Genomic DNA, 23,301 nt, shown 5'->3' with positions numbered 1-23,301 from the left:
TGGTGCATAATAGAGGCGGTTTTTCTTGCCAGACAAGCCGCGCTGTTTCTAACATCTCATGGCAAGCTATTCGCCCGCCACTCTTTCTACGTCGCATCGAAGGAGGGCCGCAGGGGCGCAACTGGGTAAGGCGACGGGTTTCTCGAATGAACATCACGTTTCTTCTGAACGGAGAGACAGTGGAGCTGGCTGATGTTGATCCGACAGCCACCCTGCTGGATTGGCTGCGCGAAGATCGCGGTCTGACCGGCACCAAAGAAGGCTGCAACGAAGGTGATTGCGGGGCTTGCACCGTGATGGTGACGGATGAAGAGGGCGCCAAGGCTCTGAACTCGTGCATTCTGTTTCTGCCGCAATTGCATGGCAAGGCCGTCCGAACAGTTGAAGGCGCAAGTGACCCGAATGGCGAAGTGCACCCGGTCCAGCAGGCAATGGTCGATCTGCACGGCTCGCAATGCGGCTTCTGCACACCCGGATTCGTTATGTCGATGGTGGCCGGGCACACGAATGGCGCAACGGACCATGACACTCAGCTGGCAGGCAACCTTTGCCGCTGCACCGGCTATGCGCCGATCATTCGTGCAGCCGAAACTGCAGAGGAACATCCGGTTCCGGTTTGGGTGAAAGACAAACCGGTTGTGCCACCTGCCACTTCTCCGTTTCTACCTGGTTCTTCCGATGAATTGGCGAAGGTCTATGCCGAAAACCCGAATGCCACACTGGTTGCAGGGGCAACGGATGTAGGTCTTTGGGTCACAAAGCAACTGCGCGAACTGGACCCGGTGATCTTCCTCAACCGTTGTGACGATCTGAAAGAGATCACGATCACCGACGATGAAGTCCGCTTTGGTGCCATGGTCGACATGAATCGCATGGGAGAAGCGGTGGCTGACGTGCATCCCTCCTATGCCGAGATGATCCGACGCTATGCCAGCGTTCAGGTCCGCCATGCGGCAACTGTCGGAGGCAACATCGCCAACGGCTCGCCCATCGGGGACAACCCGCCCGCGCTGATCGCATTGAACGCGACACTGCACCTGCGCAAGGGCAACGATCGGCGGTCGATCCCACTGGAAGAGTTCTTCATCGACTACGGCAAACAGGAACGGGTTCCGGGCGAGTTTGTGGAAGCCGTCAGCTTCCCCCGCCAACCAGATCGCCTGAAGGCTTACAAGCTCAGCAAACGGTTCGATCAGGATATCTCGGCCGTTTGCGGGTGTTTCAACATAACCGTTTCGGACGGCAGCGTCACACAAGCGCGCATCGCGTTTGGTGGCATGGCCGGTACTCCGAAACGGGCTACCCATGTCGAGGCCGCGTTGATCGGCAAACCGTGGAATCGCGCGACCATTGACGCCGCGCTGCCATCATTTGCCGACGACTTTTCGCCACTCACGGATATGCGCGCCTCGGCCTTCTATCGTCTGGAAACCGCAAAAGCGATGCTGCAACGGTATTTCCTGGAAGATCAGGGTGAGATCACCAATGTGCTGGAGGTGTCGGCATGAGTGTGACCAGAGCCCTGCCCCACGACGCCGCCCCTTTGCATGTTTCGGGTTCGGCGCGGTACGTGGATGACATCCCGACACCCAAAAGCACGCTGCATCTGGCCTTTGGCCTGAGCTCGATTGCCAGGGGCAAGATCACCGCTATGGATCTGTCGGCTGTCAAAGGCGCCGAGGGTGTCGTGATGGTTATGACGGCAGGGGATCTACCTTTTGCCAACGATGTCTCGCCCTCAATCCACGATGAGCCGCTGCTGTCGGACGGCTCGGTGCACTATATCGGTCAGCCCGTGTTTCTGGTCGTAGCGACCAGTCACCTGGCCGCCCGCAAAGCCGCGCGATTGGGCAAGATCGACTACGCCGAAGACGTGCCGATCCTGACGATCGAAGAGGCGCTGACCGCCGACAGCCGGTTTGAAGACGGTCCACGCATCTATGCCAAGGGCGATGCGGATGCGGCCATTTCCAATGCACCGCATGTGATCGAAGGTTCGTTTGAATTGGGCGGGCAGGAGCATTTCTATCTGGAAGGTCAGGCCGCACTGGCCGTGCCCAATGAAGGTGCGGATATGCTGGTGCATAGCTCAACCCAGCACCCGACCGAGATTCAGCACAAAGTGGCCGACGCTCTGGGCGTTCCGATGCACGCCGTCCGGGTCGAAACCCGCCGCATGGGCGGAGGATTTGGCGGCAAGGAAAGTCAGGGCAACGCTTTGGCCGTGGCCTGCGCCGTGGCCGCACGCGCAACCGGCAAGGCGTGCAAGATGCGCTATGACCGCGATGATGACATGATCATCACCGGCAAGCGCCACGCCTTTCGCATCTCGTACAGGGCTGGCTTCGATGAGAATGGACATATACAAGGCGTCTCATTCCTCCACTATGCAATATGCGGCTGGGCACAGGACCTGTCCTTGCCCGTGGCCGACCGCGCGATGCTGCACTCGGACAACGCCTACCTTTTGCCGAACGCTCGGATCGAGAGCCACCGGCTGAAGACCAACACCCAATCTGCCACAGCCTATCGCGGGTTCGGCGGCCCCCAGGGCATGGTCGGCATTGAACGTGTTATGGACCATGCCGCGCATGAACTGGGTTTGGACCCCGTTGAGCTGCGCCGCCGGAATTACTACGCCCCCGCGCACGCAGCGGCCGAACGCGCACCGACAGAAAAAGCACTGGATCATCCCGATCCGCATGAGGACCTGACCAGCCGCGGCGCCGTTGTGATGGGCGATACGCCCGTGCGCCCTTTGCCCGCCGGTGGCAACACTACACCCTATGGGATGGAGGTTAGCGATTTCGAACTGCACAGCATGACCGAAGCGTTGCTGAAATCCAGCGACTATGCCGCGCGCAAGGCGGCTATCGCGAAATGGAACGCCGAGAACAGTGTAATCAAAAAGGGCATCGCCTTTTCCCCGGTCAAGTTTGGTATCTCCTTTACGCTGACTCACCTGAACCAGGCGGGTGCGCTGGTGCATGTCTATCAGGACGGATCAGTCCACCTGAACCACGGTGGTACCGAGATGGGTCAGGGCCTGTTCCAGAAGGTCGCACAGGTCGCCGCGTCGCGCTTTGGCATACCGCTGGCGATGGTGAAAATCACCGCAACCGACACGGCGAAAGTACCGAACACGTCTGCTACGGCGGCATCTTCAGGAAGTGACCTGAATGGTATGGCTGTAAAGGCAGCTTGCGACACGATCCGTGATCGGATGGCCGTCTATCTTGCAGAGCGTCATCAGGCCGATCCATCGACGGTCACGTTCACGGATGGGCATGTCTCCGTCGGAGAAGAACGGTACACTTTCGCCGAAGCCGCCGCACTGGCCTATCAAGGGCGCGTCAGCCTGTCGGCTACAGGCTTTTACAAAACACCCAAAATCGAATGGGACAGGATCGCGGGGCGTGGCCGCCCATTCTTCTACTTTGCCTATGGCGCTTCAGTTACGGAAATTGCCGTGGACACTCTGACTGGTGAGAACCGCATTCTGCGAACGGATATCCTGCATGACGCAGGCGCGTCGCTGAACCCGGCGCTGGACATAGGTCAGGTCGAAGGCGGTTATATGCAGGGCGCGGGGTGGCTGACGACCGAAGAGCTGGTGTGGGACGGAAAAGGAAACCTGCGCACGCACGCGCCCTCGACGTACAAGATCCCGGCCTGCTCGGATCGGCCGGACATATTCAACGTCACGCTTTGGGATGGCGAAAACCGCGAGGACACGATCTATCGCTCGAAAGCTGTTGGCGAGCCGCCTTTCATGCTTGGTATTTCCGCATGGCTGGCGCTGTCGAACGCAGTTGCCGCCTGCGGAGACAGATACCCGGCCCTGAACGCTCCGGCCACGGCCGAAGAGATTTGGCGCGGGGTCCAGAGGATCAAGGGAGGTATCTGATGGGATTTGACCTAGAGGCTTTGAGGGAGGCGGTCAAAACCCACGGGAAAGTGGTTCGGGTGGTCATCGCCAAGGTCAAAGGATCGTCTCCGCGCGAGGTGGGTGCTGCAATGCTGGTCTGGAAAGACGGGCAAAGCGGAACCATCGGCGGTGGTACGCTGGAATACCAGGCAGCGGATGCCGCACGATCGCAATCAGTGACCACGCGTCTGACGCATCACACGCTGGGACCGGACATGGGGCAATGCTGCGGCGGAGCAGTCTCGTTGTTCAGCGAGGTCTATGATCTCAAGACGGTTGAAACGCTGGATGATACGATCATTGCACGATCAGCTTCGGGTGGCACCATGCCTCTTTCGGTCAAGCGCGTGCTGGCGGCAGCACGCAGTCAGGGTATTGCGCCCGAACCACGCCTGATCGACGGCTGGATGATCGAACCTGTGCATAAACCGGCACGAAATCTGTGGATCTGGGGCGCAGGTCATGTCGGACGGGCGCTGGTGGATGTTCTGTCCCCCCTGCCCGATCTTGCAATCACTTGGGTCGATACCGGCCCCGAGCGCTTTCCCGACGTGATTCCCCAAGGCGTGACCGATCTGCCAGCGACGAAACCAGCCGACCTTGTGCGACATGCACCGGCCAATGCCGAGCACCTTGTGCTGACTTATTCACACAATCTGGATCTGGAACTGTGCAACAGGCTGCTTTTGCACGATTTCCGCTTTGCGGGACTGATTGGCTCGGCTACCAAATGGGCGCGGTTCCGATCGCGGCTGGCGGCCCTTGGGCATCCGCCCGACCGGATAAGCCGGATTACCTGCCCGATTGGTGACCCGTCGCTGGGCAAACACCCGCAGATGATCGCCGTGGGCGTCGCAGCGCAACTGTTGCGCCCGGCCCTGCAGAATGAGTTGAAGAAGGACATGAGCGCGTGACCACTCCATTGCTGAGCCTGCAAGGGTTGACCAAAGCCTATCCCGGTGTCGTGGCAAATGATCAGGTGTCCTTCGACATCGGTGAGGGCGAAGTTCACGCCTTGTTGGGTGAAAACGGCGCCGGGAAATCCACGTTGGTCAAGATGATCTATGGCCTGGTGAAACCGGACAGCGGCACCATGCTGTTGCGGGGTCAGACCTTCGCGCCCCCCGAGCCCCGCGCTGCACGGGCCGACGGGATTGCGATGGTATTCCAGCATTTTTCGCTGTTTGACGCTCTGAACGTGGCCGAAAACATCGCCTTGGGGATGGAACACCCGCCCGCCATGGGTGATCTGGCCTCGCGCATCCGCGAAGTGTCCGAAACCTACGGCCTGCCGCTGGATCCGTTCCGCACTGTCGGCGATCTGTCCGCCGGGGAACGCCAGCGTGTTGAAATTATCCGTTGTCTGCTGCAAGACCCGAAACTGCTGATCATGGACGAACCGACCTCGGTATTAACCCCGCAGGAGGTGGAAATCCTGTTCGAGACGCTGAACAAATTGCGGTCCGAGGGCACGTCGATCCTGTATATCTCGCACAAGCTGGAAGAGATTCGGACCCTGTGTGACCACGCCACAATTCTGCGCTTGGGCAAGAATGTGGGCGAATGCGTCCCCTCTGAAACCTCGGCCCGCGACATGGCTGAATTGATGGTGGGAGCGACCCTGCAAACCCCGGAACGTTCGGGGCGAGACTTTGGCGAAGTGGCGCTGGATGTCAGCGGGCTGTCTGTGCCTTCTCCGTCAGAATTTGGAACTGCCTTGCGCAACGTGCATTTGACCGTCCGCAAGGGCGAGGTTCTGGGCATTGGTGGTGTTGCGGGTAACGGGCAGGATGAGTTGCTTGGCGTTCTATCTGGTGAACTCTTGACGACGGCCGATGCGATCAAATTCAACGGCCAGGCAATTGGTAAGCTGGGCCCAACAGCGCGACGCAAGCTTGGCGTGTTGACCGCGCCCGAAGAACGGCTGGGCCATGCAGCTGCCCCGAACATGAGCTTGACCGAAAACGCCCTGTTGACCGGGTCGGTTCGAGAGGGTCTTGAAAGCAACGGCTTTCTGAAATGGGCTGAAACCAAGAGCTTTGCGGAGAAGATCATCGAGATTTTTGACGTCCGGACACCCGGGCCGGAAAACGCGGCGCGGTCCTTGTCTGGAGGAAATTTGCAGAAGTTCGTGATCGGACGCGAAGTATTGCAGAACCCGGATGTGCTGGTTGTCAACCAACCAACCTGGGGCGTGGATGCCGCAGCGGCCGCGTCGATCCGGCAGGCAATCCTCGATCTGGCAGCCAAAGGAACGGCGGTAGTGTGCATCTCTCAGGATCTGGACGAGCTGATGGAAATATCAGACAGCTTTGCTGCGCTGAACGAAGGCCGCCTGAGCGCGCCACGCCCAACAACTGGTCTGACAGTAGATGAGATCGGGCTGATGATGGGTGGCGCTCATGGCATGGAGGTGGCGCATGTCTGATCTGACGGGCCGTCTTCGGCGAGAGCTTTTGCAAGAGAACAGTGAAATCAGGGGAATGAGCTGATGATTGTGTTGGAAAAACGTCCTCAGCCATCCAAGGTCTGGTCCTATGCAACCCCGTTGGTCGCGGTTTTGGCGACGATGTTTTTCGGCGGTTTGTTGTTTGCCATACTGGGCAAGAACCCGGTTGAGGCCATCGGCACTATCTTCTGGGAACCCTTGTTCGGCGAGTTCTCGTTTTACTATCGCCCACAGCTATTGGTGAAAGGCGCGCCGCTGGTGCTGATCGCCATCGGCCTTTCGTTGGGATTTCGGGCAGGCATCTGGAATATCGGGGCTGAAGGCCAGTACATCATGGGCGCCATTTTCGGCGCAGGCGCCGGTCTGGCATTCTACCCGCTTGAGGCATGGTACATATTCCCGATCATGGTCATCGCCGGTGCCTTCGGTGGCTGGTTGTGGGCAATGATCCCGGCTGTTCTGAAAGTACGCTTCGGCACCAACGAAATCCTCGTGTCGCTGATGCTGGTTTACGTGGCCGAGCAGATGCTGGCCTCGGTTTCGCTGGGGCTGCTGAAGAACCCCGAAGGGTTCGGCTTTCCGGGATCGCGCAACCTGCAATCTTATGAAAGTGCTCACAATGCTGAATTGATCACAGGTTCCGGGATGCACTGGGGTGTGGTCGCGGCTTTCATCGCGGTGATTTTTGCCTATGTGCTGCTTAACCGTCACATGCTGGGCTTCCATATTCGTTTGACGGGTGAAGCACCCCGTGCGGCCAAGTTTGCGGGTGTAAACCCCGCCCGCCTGATCCTGTTCTGTCTTGGGATGTCCGGCGCTCTGGCCGGTCTGGCCGGGATGTTCGAAGTATCCGGGCCATCGGGTCAGGTCAGCATTGATTTCAACGTTGGCTATGGTTTCACAGCAATCATCGTGGCCTTTCTGGGCCGCCTGCACCCGGTGGGCATACTTCTTGCCGGGTTTCTGATGGCGCTCACCTATATCGGCGGTGAAATCGCGCAGTCCAAACTGGGCCTTCCTGCTGCGGCCATTCAGGTGTTTCAGGGCATGCTGCTGTTTTTCCTGCTAGCCTTGGATCTTCTGACAAATTTCCGCATCCGTGCGGCCCGAAAAGAGGTGGCGTGACTCATGGATCTTGGCCAAATCAACCCCGTACTTCTGGTCGCCTCACTGATGGTGGCCGCAACGCCCCTGCTGCTTGCCGCAATCGGAGAACTGGTCGTCGAAAAGGCAGGTGTTCTGAACCTCGGCGTCGAAGGCATGATGATCGTGGGCGCAATCAGCGGCTTTGCCATCTCGGTCGAGACGGGCTCGCCCTGGCTGGGCTTTGTCGCTGCCGCCATCGGCGGCGCTGTTCTTTCGCTTCTGTTTGTCTTGCTGACGCAGTTTGCATTGGCCAACCAGGTAGCCAGCGGTTTGGCTCTGACGCTGTTCGGCCTTGGGTTCAGTGCACTGATCGGGCAGAGCTATGTTGGGATCAAACCCCCCAGTATGGGCGACATCCATATTCCGCTGATCAGCGATATCCCAGTTGTCGGCCCGATCTTGTTCCAACATGACCCGGTCCTGTACCTTGGCATCGCGATAACGGCAGCCGTCTGGGCGGTGCTGAAATTTACTCGTGTTGGTCTGATCCTGCGGGCGGTCGGTGAAAACCACGATGCCGCGCATGCGCTTGGCTACAAGGTGATCAAGATCCGCATTCTGGCCATCATGTTCGGCGGTGCCTGCGCCGGTCTTGGCGGCGCCTACATCAGCCTGATCCGAGTGCCGCAGTGGACCGAGGGCATGACCGCCGGAGTCGGCTGGATTGCATTGGCTCTTGTTGTCTTTGCCAGCTGGAAGCCGTGGCGGGTACTGCTGGGTGCCTATTTGTTCGGCGGCATTACGGTATTGCAGCTTAATTTGCAGGCTGCAGGCGTTGCCATTCCCGTCGAGTATCTGGCAATGTCGCCCTATATCATCACGATCCTTGTGCTTGTGATCCTTTCGGCCGACAAGAGCAGCGCACCTGCTTCACTGGGCCGGATATTCCATGCCTCACACTAGGGGCCAACAGAACCAATTTGGGGAGTAACACATGAAATTCACTACACTTCTGACGAGTGCCGCTATGGCGCTGGGTCTGGCCTCGGGGGCCATGGCCGAAGACAAGACCAAAGTCGGTTTCGTCTATGTCGGCCCTGTCGGAGACGGCGGCTGGACCTATGAACACGACAAGGGCCGTCAGGCCGTTGAAAAAGAGTTCGGGGACAAGGTTGAAACCGTATTCGTCGAATCAGTTCCGGAGGGTCCGGACGCCGAGCGTGTGATGACGCAGATGGCGCTGGAAGGCGCAGATCTGATCTTCACCACCTCGTTTGGTTACATGGACCCTACCATCAACGTGGCCAAGAAGTTTCCGAACGTGAAATTCGAGCACGCGACCGGTTATAAAACCGCCGACAACGTCTCGGTCTACTCGGCTCGTTTCTACGAAGGCCGCGCCGTTCAGGGCCACATCGCTGGCAAAATGACCAAGTCCAACATCATCGGTTATATCGGTTCTTACCCGATTCCCGAAGTGATCCGTGGCATCAACTCGGCCTATATCCACGCCAAGAAGGTGAACCCGGATGTCGAGTTCAAGATTGTCTGGGCCTACACGTGGTTCGACCCGGCGAAAGAAGCTGACGCCGCCACCGTTTTGATCGAACAGGGTGCCGACGTAATCCTGCAGCACACCGACTCGACAGCGCCGCAAGCAGCGGCTCAAGAGGCCGGCAATGTGATCACCTTTGGTCAGGCATCGGACATGAGCGAATACGCACCGCTCCCACGAGTGTCATCGATCATCGACAACTGGGCCCCCTATTACATCGCGCGGACTAAGGCCGTAATGGACGGGACCTGGACGTCTTCCAACACCTGGGATGGTATCGGAGCAGGAATGGTTGAAATCGGCGAGATTTCGGACGCGGTTCCCGCAGACGTCAAAGAAGAGGCGCTGGCCCTGAAGGCGGCGCTTGCAGATGGCAGCTATCACGCGTTCACCGGTCCGCTGAAGAAGCAGGACGGCAGCGACTGGCTGGCTGAAGGCGAAACCGCTGACGATGGCACTCTGGCTGGTATGAACTTCTATGTTGAAGGGCTGGAAGGCGAGATTCCGCAGTAAGCTGTATCGTCAAAGAATGAATAAGGCCCGCACTCAATCTGCGGGCCTTTTTTATGCGCACCTGCATCGGACAACACCAGGACCTATCTGGTTAACGTGAATGACATTCGCTTACCGCCCGGGTCGATCAGGCCCTGCCCTGCGTTCGCCATCCGACCACGCTGAGACAGGCAAACAAAACAGCGGCCACGCAGACGATCGAAGGCCCTGCCGGGGTATCGAAAACATAGGCCGCTCTTAGCCCCGCGATCGCGGAAAACGCGCCTATTCCTGCTGCTATCAATGCCATGGATTCCGGTGACCGGGCCAGATTCCGCGCAGCCGCCGCGGGAATGATCAGCATCGCCGCAATCAGCAATACCCCCACGACCTTGATCGCAACTGCCACGGTTACAGCCAAAGACAGGGTCAGGATCAACTGTTCCCGCCTGGGGTCGAAACCACTGGCATAGGCCAGTTCCTCATTCAATGTGGCCGTCAGTAGTTGAGACCATCGCCAGGCAATCAGCGCCACGACAAGCGCCGCGCCGCCCCAGATCACAAGGAGATCAGAACGGGATACTGCAAGAATATCCCCGAACAGATATGCCATCAAATCTATGCGGACGCCGGACAAAAACGAGACAGCAACAAGACCGAAGGCCAAAGCGGAATGCGCCAACACCCCCAGCAGCGTGTCCATCGCATAGCCACGACCAGCCAGCAAGGTGACCGCCAGCGCCATAATCAGTGCAACGGCCAGCGCACCGGTGAAGATCGACATCTGAAATGTCAGCGACAGGGCCACGCCCAGAATTGCGGCATGTGCGGTTGCATCACCGAAATACGCCATGCGGCGCCACACCACGAAACACCCAAGAGGAGCAGCCGCAAACGCAACACCGACACCCGCGAGCGTTGCCCGCATCATAAAATCGTCAAGCATTATTCCGCCGCTTTCTGGGGGTTTGCATCATGGTCATGATGGTGGTCATGCTCGTGCCGGTAAAGGGCAAGCGCACCGCCTGTGCCCGTTCCGAACAAGGCCCGGTATTCCGGTGCCGAGGCGACCACCGCAGGCGATCCCTCGCAGCAGACATGCCCGTTGAGACATATCACTCTGTCCGAGGCGCTCATGACCACGTGCAATTCATGACTGATCATGAGAATGGCGCATCCGGTTTCGCGGCGCACAGCTTCGATTTGCTGATAGAAACTCGCCGAACCGCGCTGGTCCAGTCCCTGTGTCGCCTCGTCCAGCAGCAGGACTTCAGGTTTGTTGATCAGCGCCCGCGCCAGCAACACACGCTGAAACTGACCGCCCGACAAATGCGACATCTGACGCTTCAACAGATCCGGGACGCCCGCCGTTTCCAGCGCCTCGACGCATTGGCGACGTGAAACGCGATCCGTCAGGCGCATGAATCTCTCGACCGAGATTGGCAACGTGGGGTCGACATGCAGTTTTTGTGGCACGTATCCGATCTTCAATCCGGGTTTTAGTGATACATGCCCGGCACATGGCTTGGTCGCGCCAATGATAGCCCGTAACAGGCTGGTTTTACCCGATCCGTTTGGCCCGACGATGGTGACGATCTCACCAGGTTCGACTGCCATATCCACATGGCTCAGAACAGTATTGGCGCCGTAGCGCACACTGAGATTCTCGACAGAAACGAGCGACATTTTCAGGCCTTTTCGGTGCAGTCGGGGCAAAGTCCCTCGGCTTCTACAACCGTTCGCTCGATCTCGAAACCCGCTGCGCGCGCAGCAGCACCAAGAACACCTTTGGCAGGCGTGGACTGAGCCTCGGCAACCGCATCGCACTTCCTGCAGATCATGAACGCCGGAGAATGCGACGCGCCGGGATGAGAACAGGCAACGAATGCATTCAGGCGCTCGATCTTGTGAACGAACCCGTTTTGAACGAGGAAATCCAGCGCCCGATAGGCGACCGGAGGTTGAGATCCAAATCCTTCATCGCGCAAGCGGTCAAGGATCGAATAAGCACCAAGGGCCCGATGCTCTTGCAGCAACATCTCCAGAACCTTGCGCCGGACCGGCGTCAGACGCAGCCCTTCTTCCTTGCACCGCGCCTCGGCGGATACCAACGCCGTTTTGACGCAAGTCTGGTGGTCATGTTCCTGAAAACCGACCGGGGCTGTTTCACCGGCAGAGACAGGATGCGTATCACTTGTCATGTTATTTCATATCATGTATTGCCACTCGTAACGTTATAAAATCACACAGAGGGTCTGATGTCCAGAAAGCTTCTTCCAGTTTCGATTACGGTTGCATTGATGGGTGGCACGGCCCTTGCAGAGGTTCCAAACGTCGCGGTCGACATCGCACCAGTCCATTCGCTTGTTGCTCGTGTCATGGAGGGCGTCGGCTCGCCTGCCCTGATCGTGGCACCGGGTGCCTCCCCTCATGAATACAACCTGCGCCCGTCCGAGGCGGCGGCATTGCAGGATGCCGATCTGGTGTTCTGGATGGGAGAAGACCTGACACCGTGGATGGAAAGTGCAGTCGAAACCCTTACAGACAGAGCGACCGTCACGTCCTTACTGGACTCCGATGGCACTGTTCTTCTTGATTTCCGTGAAAGCGCTCTGTTCGAGGCCCATGATCATGAGAACGAAGACGAACACGATCATGATGATGAGCATACCGAAGACGACGGGCATGATCATGACGATCATGCGGACCACAAAGATCATGATGATCACGATGATGAGCATGCGCATGAAGACGAGCATGATCACGACGACCATGCCAAGGATGATGACCACGATCACGAGGAACACGCCGATCACGATGATCATCACGATCACGCGCACGGCGAGCACGACCCACATGCTTGGCTTTCACCGGCAAATGCTGAAACCTGGCTGAACTTGATCGCTGCGCAGTTGTCGTCAGCCGATCCGGACAATGCAGGCGCATATTTTGCAAATGCCGCAGCCGCGCGCGAAGAAATGGCTGCGCTATCTGCGGAAGTGGCTGAGACGCTTGATCCGGTTCGTGGTGGAAGCTTTATCGTCTTCCATGACGCCTATCAGTACTTCGAAGACGCATTTGACTTACCTGCCGCAGGTGCGATTTCGATCGCCGACGCCTCGGACCCGAGCCCGGCTCGCATTGCTGAGATTCAAAGCCGTATCCGCGAAGAAGGTATCAGCTGCGTTCTCGCCGAGCCACAGTTCAACCCCGGCATCGTCAAAACCGTACTCAATGGGACCGAGGCCAAAACAGGCGTAATCGATCCGTTGGGCTCTGAACTTGAACCCGGAGCCGATCTCTACCCGCAAGTTATTCTCAACATGGCAAAAACTCTGGCCGAGTGTCTCTAGTCCGGTTGCAAACCCGGTTCTGGTCGCGAAAACGGCCGGGTTCAGCCTTCCACGAGACAGGGCGGTTTAACTCGCAGACCGAAAAAATCGCCACTTACTTCGTCTCAAAGGCAATGTCAGGGAAACCTGGCACTGCCACCTCTCTGACAAGGCGTTTTGAAACCAGCCAACCGATCCTTCAGGAACACGTCACAATCGCCAACGCGCTTGTCAAATCACGTCAGAAACGGAATGCTCTCACTCCTTGAGAAATACTCTGGCTAGGAAGGTGGTTTCAAACCCAACCTTTTCAATGCTGCACCCGCTGCCTGTGTCCAATGTTCCTGTAGCGCAGTGTTGGCTCTGTGGCGCAAGCCCAGTGATTTCAGGTGCTCAAATCGTTTCGGATCATCTCTCCCGAAAGACACAGCTACGCGGGGCCACCAATAGTCCACCGCGCGTTGCATGTCTTGTGACTCTCCGTTTTCAACCAGCTTCACAGCGCCTTCCAACGCCAGTTCGCCGTGATGTGCCTCGATCGGTGCGATCTGTCGAAAAGCCTCGGCCAGAGGCTGGTAAGAGACGGTCGAAAACTCCGCCAGTTGCTCTGCTACGGCGCGGCTCATCAGCAGGTTCATGACGACGGCATCAGTCCAACCCGAAATCGGATAGTTGAACACCGCAAGACGCATGTCATGTTCGCTGCGGGCCGCACCAACATCCGCATCACGGTCCAACCGGGCAGTCCACGGGTGGTGCGTGACATACCGATCCGTATCGGCACCGAACTCACCCATGATTTTCAGGACCCGGTCCGCGTGGTCCGTCTTTTCCAACACAATTTTCGCCGCCGCAATGCGTTCCTTTATGCCAGGGCCTTGGTTGATGACATCAGCAAACCCTGCGGCACCAGCGAGTTCACTGTCCACAAACGTAGCCATCAGTTTCATCAGCTCGGCGCGGTAACGCGGCGGTACATTGGTCGGATTGGTCAGCACTCCGCCTGCGGCCAGGTAGCTGTCGAGTGTCATGGCGTCGGTCATTGATCCTCTCCCTTTACTGGTCGTAGTCCACGACCACGCGGTCGGTCACCGGGTAAGCCTGACAACTCAGCACATAACCTTTTTCGACCTCGTAATCTTCCAACGCGTGATTGGCGAGCATCTCGACCTCGCCTTCTACGACACGGCAGCGGCACGTTGAACAAACCCCGGCCTTGCAGGCGTACGGCGCGTCCATGGCATTTTCCAAGGCTGCATCCAGAATGGACTGATCTTTCGGCAAGGTCACGGTCTGCGTAGCGCCATCCAATGTGATCAAAGCGCTGGTCTGGTTTGCCTGCGTGCCTGCCTCTGCCGCGCTTGTCTTGCGCTTGACCCGACCCGGCTGGGCGCTGGCAAAGAGTTCGAACTTGATCTGGCTTTCCTCAAGCCCGTGTTCCCGCAGCGCGGCAGCAATACCCAGCATCATCGGCTCTGGTCCGCAGATGAACGCCGTGTCTGCAGTCTTGATATCGATCCAGTGCTTGAACAGCTCGCGGCATTTTTCCTGCGTTACCAGACCGGTAAACAGGTCAATCTCCTGCGCGTCGGTTTCAAGAATGTGGATAACGTTCAGCCGGCCCATATAGAGGTTTTTCAGATCCTCTAATTCCTCACGGAACATGATCGTGTTGATGCCCTTGTTGGCATAGATCAGCGTAAAACGGGATTTGGGTTCACCGGCCAATGTGGTCTTGAGGATCGACAGAACAGGCGTGATTCCCGATCCGCCAGCGAAGCCAAGGTATTGTTTTTCCGCATCCGCATCGATGGGTACGTGAAAATTGCCCATTGGTGGCATCGCCTGCACAACGTCACCTACATTGAGCTCTTCATTTGCCCAGCTTGAGAAGGCTCCGCCCTCGATGCGTTTGATGCCAACCTGAAGAACACCGTCATCCTTGCCAGCACAGATGGAATAGGAGCGGCGCAACTCTTCGCCGTCAAATTCGCGCCGGAAAGTCAGGTACTGGCCGGCGGCGAAGTCGAACTGTTCCGCTGCGCCATTTACGGGTTCAAGCGTAACAACAACCGCGTCGCGGATGGTTTTGTGGATGTCGGTGACTTTCAGGTCGTGAAAACGTGCCATCCGGTGCTCCTCCTCAGATGCACTTGAAATAGTCAAAGGGTTCCAGACAATCCGTGCAGCGCCAATGGGCCTTGCATGGGGTCGAGCCGAACTGGCTGACCTTTTCGACTGCCTTGCTACCGCAATGGGGGCAGCGATCTGGGCCGCCGGCGGGTTGCGGCGGCGCGATTCCATAGTCTTCCAGCTTGGCGCGACCTTTTTCGCTGAGCCAATCGGTGGTCCAGGCGGGCGAAATGCTGGTTTCTATGCGCAGTTCCCCGATGCCGTGATCGCGCAGGGCGGTTTCGATATCCATACTGATAATGGACGTCGCCGGGCAACCGGAATACGTTGGCGTGACGGTTACGACCAGCGTGTCAGCCTCCCAGCGCACATCACGCACAATGCCCAAATCCACGACGGAAATCACCGGGATTTCGGGATCGGGCACGGCATCCAGCCAGCTCCATATCTGGTCAGTCGGGACCCGCATCCGCTCTTACCACTTGGCTCCGGGATAGGCGCGTTGCAGCCATTGCATCTGCGTCAGCAGATGGCCAAGATTCTCGGTATGCATGCGCCCATCGCGGCCGCCTTTATGGGCAAAACGGCTTTCAGGAACGGTCAGCGTTGCCTGGTTCAGAACCCGCTCAACCAGAGCGTCGTATTCCTCTCGCAAGTCCTCCGGGTTCGGCGCGATACCTGCGGCGAGCATCTGGGCGTCAACCTCGTCGCTGGCAAACATCTCGCCCACATAGGGCCACAGGTAATCCAGTGCGTCCTGCATCCGGGCATGGCTTTCCTCGGTTCCGTCACCAAGCCCGACAACCGTGTCGCCCGAACGTTCCAGATGGTAGGTAACTTCCTTACTGGCCTTGGCGGCGATTGCTGCGACCCGCTCGTCCGAGGATGTCATGAGGCGTCCCAGCATGATCAAATGCCACGCATCGAACAGGAACTGGCGCATCAGCGTACGGCCGAAATCGCCGTTCGGCACCTCGACCAGCAACACGTTACGGAAATCCCAGGCGTCGCGCAGGAAAGCCAGATCGTCGGCGCTTTTGCCACTATCGGCCTCGCCCGCAAGACCCAGCCACATCTGGGTCTGACCTATCAGGTCCAGCGCAGTGTTGGCCAATGCGATATCTTCCTCCAGCACCGGCGCATGGCCGCACCACTCACTGACACGATGGCCGAGGATCAGGGTGTTGTCTCCCATCCGCAGCAGGAATTGCAGAAATGCCTCATCCCGGGTCATCACATTGCCCCCACTTCATCGGGAATGTCGAAGAAAGTCGGGTGGCGGTACACCTTGCTTTCGCTTGGTTCGTACAACGGACCTTTGTCGCTGGGCGACGAAGCCGAGATGTTGTTGGCTTCGACCACCCAGATCGAGACGCCTTCGTTGCGGCGGGTATAGACATCGCGCGCGTTCTTGATTGCCATTTCCGCGTCCGGGGCGTGCAGCGAACCGACATGTCGGTGGCTCATCCCATGTTGGCCGCGGATGAAGATTTCCCACAGGGGCCATTCGGTGCTCATCGGGTTTCCTCCTCAGGGTAAGCTTATTCAGCAGCCAGATTGCCGGCCTTTTTCTTGCGGGCATGGGCCAACAGCCCGTCACGAACCCACTTGCCGTCGTCCCAAGCCTTGTTCCGTGCGGCCAGACGATCGATATTGCAGGGACCATTGCCCTTGATCACGTCAAAGAATTCGGACCAATCGGGATCGGTGTAATCATAGTGGCCCCGCTCTTCGTTCCATTTCAGGTCCGGATCGGGAATCGTCAGACCCAGATATTCGGCCTGCGGAACGGTTTGATCGACAAATTTCTGACGCAGTTCGTCATTGGTGTTGATCTTGATCTTCCAGGCCATGGATTGCGCCGAATGCACACTGTCCTTGTCCGAGGGCCCAAACATCATCAGCGACGGGTACCACAGACGGTTCATCGCATCCTGTGCCATCTTGCGCTGTTCGGGCGTGCCTTCGGCCATCTTGCGGATCGCGTCATAACCCTGACGCTGATGGAAGCTCTCTTCCTTGCAGATACGGATCATGGCGCGGGAATACGGCCCGAATGACGTTCTTTGCAGCGGCACCTGGTTCATGATCGCCGCCCCGTCGACCAACCATCCAACCGCGCCAATATCGGCCCAGTTCAACGTCGGATAGTTAAAGATCGACGAGTATTTCATGCGGCCGTCCAGCAGCATCTCGGTGATCTCGTCGCGGCTGACACCCAGCGTTTCGGCCGCACAATACAGGTAGAGCCCATGCCCGGCCTCATCCTGCACCTTGGCCAGAAGGATCGCCTTCCGTTCCAATGTCGGCGCACGCGTGATCCAGTTACCTTCCGGCAATTGGCCCACAATCTCGGAATGAGCGTGCTGTCCAATCTGACGGATCAGGGTCTTGCGATACCCCTGAGGCATCCAATCCTTAGGCTCGATCTTGATATCCGCGTCGATCCGCGCCTGGAATTCAGCAAGCTTGTCCGGATCATCATTTGACGCTTCGGATTCTACCATCTGAGCATACATGTCCCGTCTCCTCCGTTACACGCGTTCAAGAATAAGGGCAGCGCCCTGCCCGACACCCACACACATGGTGCAGAGCGCATAGCGACCCCCGGTACGTTTCAGTTGATAGGCTGCGGTCAGCACCAGACGCGCGCCGCTCATACCCAACGGATGGCCCAAAGCGATGGCCCCGCCATTGGGGTTCACGTGGGGCGCGTCGTCCGGCAGGTCCAGCTCGCGCAAGGTGGCAAGGCCCTGAGAGGCAAATGCCTCATTCAACTCGATCACATCCATCTGATCCACGCTCAGCCCTGCCCGGGCCAAAACCTTGCGGCTAGCCGGCACCGGGCCGATGCCCATTACACGTGGTGCAACACCTGCAACCGACATGCCAACCACCCGGGCCATCGGGGTCAGACCGTTCTTGGCTGCTGCGGCCTCATTCGCCATCAGGATCGCCGCTGCGCCATCATTCACACCGGATGCATTCCCCGCCGTCACGGTTTTGTCGGGCCCGTTCACACCTTTCAAACCCGCGAGTTTTTCGGCCGTAGTTCCCGGGCGCGGGTGCTCGTCCGTATCAACGAAAATCGGATCGCCCTTGCGCTGGGAAACCGAAACCGGCGTGATTTCGTCCTTGAACACCCCAGCCGCATGCGCGGTGGCCCAGCGGGACTGGCTGCGTGCAGCAAAGGCATCCTGGTCTTCCCGGCTGATACCATAATCTTCGGCGACATTGTCGGCCGTTTGCGGCATGGAGTCCACGCCGTATGCCTGCTTCATTTTCGGGTTCACAAAGCGCCAACCGATCGTGGTGTCGTACACCGCATTGCTGCGGGTAAACGCCGAAGTTGCCTTGGGCATCACGAACGGCGCGCGGGACATGCTTTCCACGCCACCCGCGATGGCCAGATCGTAGTCGCCCGCCTTGATGCCGCGCGCCACCATTCCCACAGCATCCATGCCGCTGGCACATAAACGGTTCACCGTCGTTCCCGGCACTTCAATCGGCAAACCCGCCAGCAGTGCCGCCATACGCGCAACGTTTCGGTTGCTCTCGCCCGCCTGGTTGGCATCGCCATAGATCACGTCGTCAACACTGGCCCAGTCGACCTGAGGGTTGCGCGCCTTCAAAGCCGCCAAAGGAAGAGCGGCCAGATCATCTGTGCGGACCGACGAGAGCGCTCCTCCGTATCGTCCAATCGGAGTGCGCGTCGCGTCACAAATGAAAGCGTCCATCTTAGAGTACCCCTGTTCCCTCGGAACAATATCAACCGTCTGGTCGGTTAATAAATCTTCCCCTGATTCGATGCAAGACTTATGTTACTCAATTTTCTCATGTGTCGCACATCCTGTAACATTAAAGGTGACTGCTGACCAAAGAGGTTTTCGTGACTGCACAAAACGACACAGCCACTCTTGATTATGGCAGGAAATCCAACAGCTCGCCCGAATTTTGCCTTGCTGAGGGTTAGTCTATCAGCTCGGCTTCCAAGCTCGAAAGCGAGCGGCGCGGCAGTCTGTCCAACAAGTGTGAGACAGCGTCTCTGCACGCGGCGCCTTTCCAGTCGTCCGGCAGGAAAACCGGCGGCAGGCTCGGATGGCGCAGAACGATACGTCGCCAAGCGTGCACGACCAATACGCGCAAAACCGCCGAACGCATCGGATCGCCCGCCCCTTCCACAGGCAAAAGCCGCTCAACAATCTGAATTGCGTCCCAGAATTGATCATAGGCGGTTTTCAGCGGCTCCGGTCCACACAGATCCCGAAGCCAGTTTGGGACGGAAATCGTGTCGCTCTCGAAACCCAGAAGCTCCTCAAGGTCATCCGGCATCGGCCCGGGCGCCATGGCTGTGGACGCATTCAGTGAGAAGTAATCTCCTGTCAGCATCAGATCCGACAATTCCTTCCGGGAACTTTCCGAGTTGCTGGCGATGAGGACATGCCAGATATCCGGCATGTTCGAGTCGCGGGAATAGATACGCGGTGCGGCCGCTACGCTTTGACTGCGACCAAAGCTGGTCAGCCTGTGCACACTGTTCCGACCAACCCGCGTGCTTTCAATCCAACCTTCCTTGCGCAACCGATGCAACGCAACACGTGTGGCCTCGGCCCTGATCCCCGCCAGACGCGTAAGCGCCGTAATGAGTGATCCACTGATCTGATCCGACCCATCCTGCGCCAGATCGCCGAAAATCGTGACCAGAACTGACCACACACGTTGAGTACTTGTTGTGGTCAGCTGGCTGACACAGGTTTCAAACCAATCTGGAGCGGTATCTTTCATTTGCCCAGTATAATCGGGCCGGAGGGAATTGCCATCCGGCCCCGCGCGCCCAGTTTCGTACAGGGTCAGGATTTCGGCAACGGGGTCGGTTCAATCAAGCGTTGTCGGGCAAGAAAAATGATCCGCCATAGCGGCGCCATCTGCGCACGGCCCGCGTTGCGTGTCGCCCTATTTGGCGTGCATTTCGCGCTTGCGGTAGCGTGTTCGTTTTGTGGCCTCTTCCGAGCCGTCGTGATAGGTGCCGAACCACTTGTCCCAGGGCATTTCCGCGTTGCCGTAATTGCATTCGTAATAACGGTGATGCAACTGGTGGAAAAACGCCCCGATCAACAACGCCTGACGGTCGCGCACCCAGATGGCCTCGTACCCGGAATGAGACGAGGCGGCACCCAGCATAAGCCAATAGCCCAGAAAGATCATGTGGACCGGGTTGCTGGGCAGTACCAACACGATCAGGATGGCACTAAGATATCCGAAGGCCTCGACGGGGTGCATCGACATGCCCGACCATGGGCCGGTATTGACGTTGCGGTGATGCACGGCGTGAACATGTCTGTAGATGAACGGCTGATGCAGAAGCAGGTGTACAACGTAGAAATGAAAGCTCTGCCAGATCGCCAGGATCGGAAACAGCAGCACGAACCAGACCGGATGCGCGGTGAAGCTGAGCGTGGCGATATAGTTGTTGGCATACATCCAGCGCAGAAAGCACTCCAGCATCGACAGGAAGGTCGCACCAAAGACCATCGAGTAATAGGTGTTGTCCCACGTCTGATAGCCGAACTTGTACAAAGCGTTCTTTCGCTTCATGTAGGGTCTCGGGTCGTATTTCAGCAGCTTTCCTTGCCCGTCGACCCCATAGAACCACATGTGCAGGCCACCGGCGACGATCAACAGCAGCACCCAGTTCCGAATGAATACCCATGACACCCAGCCCGGCGCAAACGAGGCCTGCCCGACACCGACCGGTTGCACCCAGAAGGCCACCAGGAAGGCCAAGGCCAGAAAGATCGAGCGGTCCGAGAACTGAAGCCAGTTGTGCCAAACCCATTTCGCCAAGACGCCGATTTTCGGCGGCCAGTTCCAGTACGGGGCGTATTTCACCGGCAAGTACGGGTGCCAATGCCATTCGCGGCTCATGGGGCCTGGCTCGGGGAGTGCGTTGGTGGTGTCCTGAGGGTTCGCATCTTGGGTCGTCACGTGATTATCCTTTCCTGAATAGAGTCGCCTTTTTCAGGACCAAGCCGGAGGCGGCTCGTAAGGATACTTGCGTGATGGCCGGCGATACATGATGTGACCTATTCGTGGAACGGGCGGCGGTTATCGAGCGCTTCGCGCACTTGCCCCGCCCATCCGGTTTCTTGGGGACACGGGCAGCGGAAATGGAACCGTTCCCATCAGAAACGGCGGCACGAAGAACGGCCAGACGTTCCAGCCGTTTTGCTTCAGGCGTGATGCAGGATCCCCCATGTCGGCGAACGTAACGGCGTAAGAATGATGATCCGCCATGCTGTAGATCCGTTTCCTGCCCGCCGCGCACCGCCCTATTCGGCGGCCTTCAGGTCAGATCCCTGCGGGATCACTTCGTAACCGGGCTCTTCAGGTTCATCGTCCAGCATTTCCGCAGGGAACCCCGGCGCGCGGATATCCAGCCCGGTTTTGTCTTCAAGCCGGCGAATGACGTTGGGGGAAAACTCACGAGGGCCGTATTTCTCGATCCCATCCTTGAAAATCTCGATCATAAGCGGATTGATCTCCAGCGGCACCCCGGCGCGATCCGCCACCTCCTGGAAAAGGCCAATATCCTTTAGAACCAAATCCATCGTGAATGAGATATCGCGAGATCCGTTTAGGATGACCTGACTTTCGGTTTCATGCACGAAGGATGTCCCCGAACTGATCTTCATTGCCTCATACGCCGTATTCAAATCCATTCCGGCGGCCTTGGCGACGACAAGCGCCTCTGAACAGGTGATCAGGTTTGCAGTGGCCAGATAGTTGGTCAGCACCTTCAGCACCGAAGCTGATCCCAGTTCGCCCGTGTGCAGAATGCGACGCCCCATCGTGGTCAGGAACGGCAGGATACGTTCGAACGTGGCGCGATCACATCCGGCAAAGATCGAAATATTACCGGTATCCGCCCGATGACATCCGCCCGAGACCGGACAATCGACGGCAGCGCCACCGCGATCCTTCAACATAGCACCCAGACGCTTGACCTCTGCTTCATCCGTCGTGGACATTTCCATCCAGATTTTGCCCACGGTCACTTCGGGCAGCATTTCCTGCATTACGGCGTCCGAAGCCGCCGGAGAAGGCAGGCAGGTGATGACCGCATCACAATCCCGCATCAGTTGTGCCGGATTCTCGGCAGCCTTTGCCCCGCGGTCGACGAAACCTGACACCAGATCAGAGTTCAGATCGTGTACGGTCAGATCAACGCCGTTGCGCAGCAAACTGCCACTGAGTTTCCCGCCGACATTTCCAAGGCCGATAAATCCAACTTTCATACCTGCGTTCCCTTTCCGATGCCCAATCTGATGACCAGCACTGTTTTTCCCTGATGAAATTTACGGGCGTTGAATGCAGCGTGTAAAACGAATAAATATCGCCAGTATCCATAAATTTTTTTGGTGCTGGAAATGTCCAAATCGCCCAATCTGGTCTGGCTACGGTCTTTTGACTGTGCCGCACGGCATATGAGCTTTACTGCTGCGGCAGAAGAACTGGGCATCACACAGACGGCCTTAAGCCTGCACGTTCGTTCGCTGGAAGCACAGCTGGGCTGCCCTTTGTTCTTTCGCGCCGCGCGGAATCTAAGCCTGACAGAGGTCGGACAGGCGTATGCGTTCTCTGTTCGGCGCGCTTTGGGCGATATCGACCTGTCAACCGCAAGCCTGTTTGGTTCCAGTCAGAAGCACGAGTTGGTCGTGCGTGTGCCGATTTCCACGGCCAGCTTGTTCCTTGCCGGCAAATTGCCCGAGTTTTCGCGCGCCCACCCGGGTGTATCCATCAGGTTGGTTTCAAATATCTGGGCAGAATCCGCAGGCAGGGAAAACGTTGATGTCGAACTGCGTTTGGGAAACAGGGAATGGAACGATGGGCCAATCAGCAAGATCTCGGATGAGCGCATCGTTCCGGTTGCGACCAAGTCGCGAAATCAGAAATGGCCTTCTACTGAAGAACTGCTTGATAAACCGCAGATACAGATCTTGGGGTTTCAGGACATGTGGCACAGGTATTTCTCCGCATTCGGCATAACGTATTCTCCCACGGCGTCTTCCTACACCGTGGACACGACAATTGCCGCCGTGGACATTGTGTCGGAAGGTGGAGGATACGCAGTAATCCTTGAGCGCTTTGCCAGAACGGCAATCGAGGCCGGAAGGTCCATCGCGATTGTCGGGGACGCCATTCCAATCGAACAGAACCATTTCCTTGTCGATGGGCAGAGTTCGAACGCGAACGCTGCTGCAAAACAGATGTTTGAAACCTGGCTCAGGCAGATTTTTGCCTGAGATGTGCCTGCGGGCAATGAATT

The 23,301-nt window shown here is 57.9% G+C and carries 23 protein-coding genes; 9 read left to right on the top strand and 14 right to left on the bottom strand.

Annotated features, from left to right (window positions below):
* The first annotated feature begins 146 nt into the window (after positions 1-146).
* The 7 genes from xdhA (at position 147) to AC2FJB_RS15290 (ending at position 9,531) form a co-directional block, all read left to right on the top strand.
* Complete coding sequence (gene xdhA, locus AC2FJB_RS15320; protein WP_496719411.1) at positions 147-1,508, top strand: xanthine dehydrogenase small subunit; 1,362 nt, start codon at positions 147-149, stop codon at positions 1,506-1,508.
* On the top strand, positions 1,505-3,907 hold the full coding sequence (gene xdhB, locus AC2FJB_RS15315) for a xanthine dehydrogenase molybdopterin binding subunit (protein ID WP_496719410.1): 2,403 nt from the start codon (positions 1,505-1,507) through the stop codon (positions 3,905-3,907). Before xdhA ends, xdhB begins: the two co-directional genes overlap by 4 nt.
* Positions 3,907-4,842 carry a xanthine dehydrogenase accessory protein XdhC gene (xdhC, locus tag AC2FJB_RS15310; RefSeq protein WP_496719409.1) on the top strand — a complete coding sequence of 312 codons (936 nt, stop codon included), beginning with the start codon at positions 3,907-3,909 and terminating at the stop codon, positions 4,840-4,842. The genes xdhB and xdhC overlap by 1 nt, the downstream gene beginning before the upstream one ends.
* Positions 4,839-6,356 (top strand): ABC transporter ATP-binding protein, encoded by a 1,518-nt coding sequence (locus tag AC2FJB_RS15305; RefSeq protein WP_299897821.1) that lies wholly within the window; start codon positions 4,839-4,841, stop codon positions 6,354-6,356. Before xdhC ends, AC2FJB_RS15305 begins: the two co-directional genes overlap by 4 nt.
* 63 nt (positions 6,357-6,419) lie before the next feature.
* Positions 6,420-7,502: an ABC transporter permease gene (locus AC2FJB_RS15300; RefSeq protein WP_117873080.1), complete on the top strand. Its 1,083-nt coding sequence runs from the start codon at positions 6,420-6,422 to the stop codon at positions 7,500-7,502.
* A gap of 3 nt (positions 7,503-7,505) precedes the next feature.
* Entirely contained in the window at positions 7,506-8,426 is a 921-nt protein-coding gene (locus tag AC2FJB_RS15295) for an ABC transporter permease (RefSeq protein WP_117873079.1), read from the top strand.
* A gap of 31 nt (positions 8,427-8,457) precedes the next feature.
* Positions 8,458-9,531, top strand: coding sequence for a BMP family ABC transporter substrate-binding protein (locus tag AC2FJB_RS15290; RefSeq protein WP_117873078.1), 1,074 nt, complete (start codon positions 8,458-8,460; stop codon positions 9,529-9,531).
* 127 nt (positions 9,532-9,658) lie between these two features.
* Here the strand turns inward: AC2FJB_RS15290 and AC2FJB_RS15285 are convergent, their stop codons facing one another.
* From AC2FJB_RS15285 to AC2FJB_RS15275, 3 genes are read right to left on the bottom strand one after another with little or no spacing between them, the layout of a single operon-like run.
* Complete coding sequence (locus tag AC2FJB_RS15285) at positions 9,659-10,456, bottom strand: metal ABC transporter permease (protein WP_496670422.1); 798 nt, start codon at positions 10,454-10,456, stop codon at positions 9,659-9,661.
* A complete protein-coding gene (locus AC2FJB_RS15280) occupies positions 10,456-11,196 on the bottom strand; it encodes a metal ABC transporter ATP-binding protein (RefSeq protein ID WP_496719408.1) in 741 nt (246 codons plus the stop codon). Before AC2FJB_RS15280 ends, AC2FJB_RS15285 begins: the two co-directional genes overlap by 1 nt.
* Positions 11,197-11,198: 2 nt before the next feature.
* Entirely contained in the window at positions 11,199-11,711 is a 513-nt protein-coding gene (locus tag AC2FJB_RS15275) for a Fur family transcriptional regulator (protein ID WP_496670420.1), read from the bottom strand.
* A gap of 57 nt (positions 11,712-11,768) precedes the next feature.
* Here AC2FJB_RS15275 and AC2FJB_RS15270 point away from each other — a divergent pair, with 57 nt between their 5' ends.
* Positions 11,769-12,863, top strand: coding sequence for a zinc ABC transporter substrate-binding protein (locus AC2FJB_RS15270; RefSeq protein WP_496719407.1), 1,095 nt, complete (start codon positions 11,769-11,771; stop codon positions 12,861-12,863).
* A gap of 260 nt (positions 12,864-13,123) precedes the next feature.
* On the opposite strand, the gene AC2FJB_RS15265 is transcribed toward AC2FJB_RS15270, so the two are convergent.
* The 11 genes from AC2FJB_RS15265 to AC2FJB_RS15215 all read right to left on the bottom strand — a co-directional run bounded on the left by AC2FJB_RS15265 (position 13,124) and on the right by AC2FJB_RS15215 (position 22,270).
* A complete protein-coding gene (locus tag AC2FJB_RS15265) occupies positions 13,124-13,885 on the bottom strand; it encodes a Phenylacetic acid catabolic protein (RefSeq protein ID WP_496719406.1) in 762 nt (253 codons plus the stop codon).
* Between the two features lie 13 nt (positions 13,886-13,898).
* Complete coding sequence (locus AC2FJB_RS15260; RefSeq protein ID WP_496719405.1) at positions 13,899-14,972, bottom strand: 2Fe-2S iron-sulfur cluster-binding protein; 1,074 nt, start codon at positions 14,970-14,972, stop codon at positions 13,899-13,901.
* Positions 14,973-14,985: 13 nt separating this feature from the next.
* On the bottom strand, positions 14,986-15,444 hold the full coding sequence (gene paaD / locus AC2FJB_RS15255; RefSeq protein WP_299897812.1) for a 1,2-phenylacetyl-CoA epoxidase subunit PaaD: 459 nt from the start codon (positions 15,442-15,444) through the stop codon (positions 14,986-14,988).
* Between the two features lie 6 nt (positions 15,445-15,450).
* Positions 15,451-16,209, bottom strand: a complete 759-nt coding sequence (paaC, locus tag AC2FJB_RS15250; RefSeq protein WP_496719404.1) for a 1,2-phenylacetyl-CoA epoxidase subunit PaaC — start codon at positions 16,207-16,209, stop codon at positions 15,451-15,453.
* Positions 16,209-16,493 (bottom strand): 1,2-phenylacetyl-CoA epoxidase subunit PaaB, encoded by a 285-nt coding sequence (gene paaB, locus AC2FJB_RS15245; RefSeq protein ID WP_299897806.1) that lies wholly within the window; start codon positions 16,491-16,493, stop codon positions 16,209-16,211. The genes paaC and paaB overlap by 1 nt, the downstream gene beginning before the upstream one ends.
* Positions 16,494-16,516: 23 nt before the next feature.
* Entirely contained in the window at positions 16,517-17,494 is a 978-nt protein-coding gene (gene paaA / locus AC2FJB_RS15240; RefSeq protein ID WP_299897803.1) for a 1,2-phenylacetyl-CoA epoxidase subunit PaaA, read from the bottom strand.
* Positions 17,495-17,509: 15 nt separating this feature from the next.
* Entirely contained in the window at positions 17,510-18,712 is a 1,203-nt protein-coding gene (pcaF, locus tag AC2FJB_RS15235; RefSeq protein ID WP_496719403.1) for a 3-oxoadipyl-CoA thiolase, read from the bottom strand.
* 232 nt (positions 18,713-18,944) lie between these two features.
* The gene (locus AC2FJB_RS15230; RefSeq protein ID WP_496719402.1) at positions 18,945-19,760 is read right to left on the bottom strand and encodes a PaaX family transcriptional regulator C-terminal domain-containing protein; all 816 of its coding nucleotides are present in this window, start codon (positions 19,758-19,760) and stop codon (positions 18,945-18,947) included.
* Positions 19,761-19,928: 168 nt separating this feature from the next.
* Positions 19,929-20,960 (bottom strand): sterol desaturase family protein, encoded by a 1,032-nt coding sequence (locus tag AC2FJB_RS15225; protein ID WP_162896889.1) that lies wholly within the window; start codon positions 20,958-20,960, stop codon positions 19,929-19,931.
* 120 nt (positions 20,961-21,080) lie between these two features.
* Positions 21,081-21,269, bottom strand: coding sequence for a hypothetical protein (locus tag AC2FJB_RS15220; RefSeq protein WP_117873064.1), 189 nt, complete (start codon positions 21,267-21,269; stop codon positions 21,081-21,083).
* Positions 21,270-21,304: 35 nt separating this feature from the next.
* On the bottom strand, positions 21,305-22,270 hold the full coding sequence (locus AC2FJB_RS15215) for an NAD(P)-dependent oxidoreductase (RefSeq protein WP_496719401.1): 966 nt from the start codon (positions 22,268-22,270) through the stop codon (positions 21,305-21,307).
* A 132-nt stretch (positions 22,271-22,402) separates the two neighbouring features.
* On the opposite strand from AC2FJB_RS15215, the gene AC2FJB_RS15210 reads away from it, so the two are divergent.
* Positions 22,403-23,278 carry a LysR family transcriptional regulator gene (locus AC2FJB_RS15210; protein ID WP_496719400.1) on the top strand — a complete coding sequence of 292 codons (876 nt, stop codon included), beginning with the start codon at positions 22,403-22,405 and terminating at the stop codon, positions 23,276-23,278.
* Positions 23,279-23,301 lie beyond the last annotated feature (23 nt).

This window comes from Ruegeria sp. CDSC085 (genome assembly GCF_059610465.1).
The sequence above is the reverse complement of the archived record's forward strand: the minus strand, read 5'-3'. Positions and strand labels throughout refer to the sequence as shown.

What these genes read in the sequence shown, in the direction of transcription:
- AC2FJB_RS15215 (WP_496719401.1), bottom strand. Translation starts at nt 22,270, where the DNA reads ATGAAAGTTGGATTTATCGGCCTTGGAAATGTCGGCGGGAAACTCAGT.
- AC2FJB_RS15300 (WP_117873080.1), top strand. Translation starts at nt 6,420, where the DNA reads ATGATTGTGTTGGAAAAACGTCCTCAGCCATCCAAGGTCTGGTCCTAT.
- AC2FJB_RS15295 (WP_117873079.1), top strand. Translation starts at nt 7,506, where the DNA reads ATGGATCTTGGCCAAATCAACCCCGTACTTCTGGTCGCCTCACTGATG.
- AC2FJB_RS15210 (WP_496719400.1), top strand. Translation starts at nt 22,403, where the DNA reads ATGTCCAAATCGCCCAATCTGGTCTGGCTACGGTCTTTTGACTGTGCC.
- AC2FJB_RS15220 (WP_117873064.1), bottom strand. Translation starts at nt 21,269, where the DNA reads ATGGCGGATCATCATTCTTACGCCGTTACGTTCGCCGACATGGGGGAT.
- paaA (WP_299897803.1), bottom strand. Translation starts at nt 17,494, where the DNA reads ATGTATGCTCAGATGGTAGAATCCGAAGCGTCAAATGATGATCCGGAC.
- xdhB (WP_496719410.1), top strand. Translation starts at nt 1,505, where the DNA reads ATGAGTGTGACCAGAGCCCTGCCCCACGACGCCGCCCCTTTGCATGTT.
- xdhC (WP_496719409.1), top strand. Translation starts at nt 3,907, where the DNA reads ATGGGATTTGACCTAGAGGCTTTGAGGGAGGCGGTCAAAACCCACGGG.
- paaB (WP_299897806.1), bottom strand. Translation starts at nt 16,493, where the DNA reads ATGAGCACCGAATGGCCCCTGTGGGAAATCTTCATCCGCGGCCAACAT.
- AC2FJB_RS15260 (WP_496719405.1), bottom strand. Translation starts at nt 14,972, where the DNA reads ATGGCACGTTTTCACGACCTGAAAGTCACCGACATCCACAAAACCATC.
- AC2FJB_RS15285 (WP_496670422.1), bottom strand. Translation starts at nt 10,456, where the DNA reads ATGCTTGACGATTTTATGATGCGGGCAACGCTCGCGGGTGTCGGTGTT.
- AC2FJB_RS15265 (WP_496719406.1), bottom strand. Translation starts at nt 13,885, where the DNA reads ATGACCGACGCCATGACACTCGACAGCTACCTGGCCGCAGGCGGAGTG.
- xdhA (WP_496719411.1), top strand. Translation starts at nt 147, where the DNA reads ATGAACATCACGTTTCTTCTGAACGGAGAGACAGTGGAGCTGGCTGAT.
- AC2FJB_RS15275 (WP_496670420.1), bottom strand. Translation starts at nt 11,711, where the DNA reads ATGACAAGTGATACGCATCCTGTCTCTGCCGGTGAAACAGCCCCGGTC.
- AC2FJB_RS15290 (WP_117873078.1), top strand. Translation starts at nt 8,458, where the DNA reads ATGAAATTCACTACACTTCTGACGAGTGCCGCTATGGCGCTGGGTCTG.
- paaD (WP_299897812.1), bottom strand. Translation starts at nt 15,444, where the DNA reads ATGCGGGTCCCGACTGACCAGATATGGAGCTGGCTGGATGCCGTGCCC.
- pcaF (WP_496719403.1), bottom strand. Translation starts at nt 18,712, where the DNA reads ATGGACGCTTTCATTTGTGACGCGACGCGCACTCCGATTGGACGATAC.
- AC2FJB_RS15230 (WP_496719402.1), bottom strand. Translation starts at nt 19,760, where the DNA reads ATGAAAGATACCGCTCCAGATTGGTTTGAAACCTGTGTCAGCCAGCTG.
- paaC (WP_496719404.1), bottom strand. Translation starts at nt 16,209, where the DNA reads ATGACCCGGGATGAGGCATTTCTGCAATTCCTGCTGCGGATGGGAGAC.
- AC2FJB_RS15280 (WP_496719408.1), bottom strand. Translation starts at nt 11,196, where the DNA reads ATGTCGCTCGTTTCTGTCGAGAATCTCAGTGTGCGCTACGGCGCCAAT.
- AC2FJB_RS15270 (WP_496719407.1), top strand. Translation starts at nt 11,769, where the DNA reads ATGTCCAGAAAGCTTCTTCCAGTTTCGATTACGGTTGCATTGATGGGT.